The 788-nt window shown below is 58.4% G+C and carries 1 protein-coding gene; it reads left to right on the top strand.

The features are described from left to right. The coding region (locus ACG2LG_RS24045; RefSeq protein ID WP_396263429.1) for a hypothetical protein at window positions 1-441 on the top strand (441 nt) is incomplete at its 5' end. Between the last annotated feature and the right edge of the window lie 347 nt (window positions 442-788).

The raw sequence follows: 788 nt of genomic DNA, 5'->3' as shown, positions 1-788 counted from the left end.
AGGGCAAGCAACGGCCAGGACGGTGTCATCACGGTGACCACCGGCACCTCCGCCAGCCCGACCTACACCTTGAGCAACTCCGGAACGGTGCTCGATTTCAGCGTGACCTCGGATGCCAGCGGCGTGATTGTATTCGAATTCAGTAGATCGAACAACAGCCTTGCGGGCTCGATCAACGCCACATGGAATGCCATGAGCATCACCCCGGCACCGGCAACCAACCCTTTGGTGGTGACCTCGGTTGGGAAGTCAGGCAGCACGGCCACCGTCAACTTCAAAGGCACTGATGGAGTGACCTACGTCCTCAACAAGTCCCTGGATCTGGATTTCTCAGTACCGAACCTGGTCGACACCGTCACCCTCAGCGGCACTGACACCGGAACGCTGGAAGACACCAGCGCCACCGAGGACAAGGCCTTTTACCGGGTGGAGTCACAGTAATTCATCGACAGTTCGCGGGGAGCGCAGAGCCTCACATGGACCCTGATCCCGATTCGCACCTTTTTCTCCAAATTTTCGGTCACATTTCGAGGGGCAGGGATCTTATGTAGTGTTCCGAATAACGGATCCCGGCCATGCTGAACGAATGCCTCCTCCCCTCGCATCCCACTTCATCCCAGCCTCATGCAAAACGCCAAACTTCTCATCGCCGTAGTCGCACTCGTAGCCTTTAGTCGAGCCGATGCTGCCACTGTCCTCATCGACTGGTCGACCTCAGCCAGCGTCTCGTCTCCTGCGGGCGACGGAAAGCACTGGAACAGCCTTGGTACTCCAACCGCCGGCGGCAG

This window comes from Haloferula sp. A504 (assembly GCF_044385805.1).
Lineage (GTDB): Bacteria > Verrucomicrobiota > Verrucomicrobiia > Verrucomicrobiales > Akkermansiaceae > Haloferula.
The sequence above is the reverse complement of the archived record's forward strand: the minus strand, read 5'-3'. Positions and strand labels throughout refer to the sequence as shown.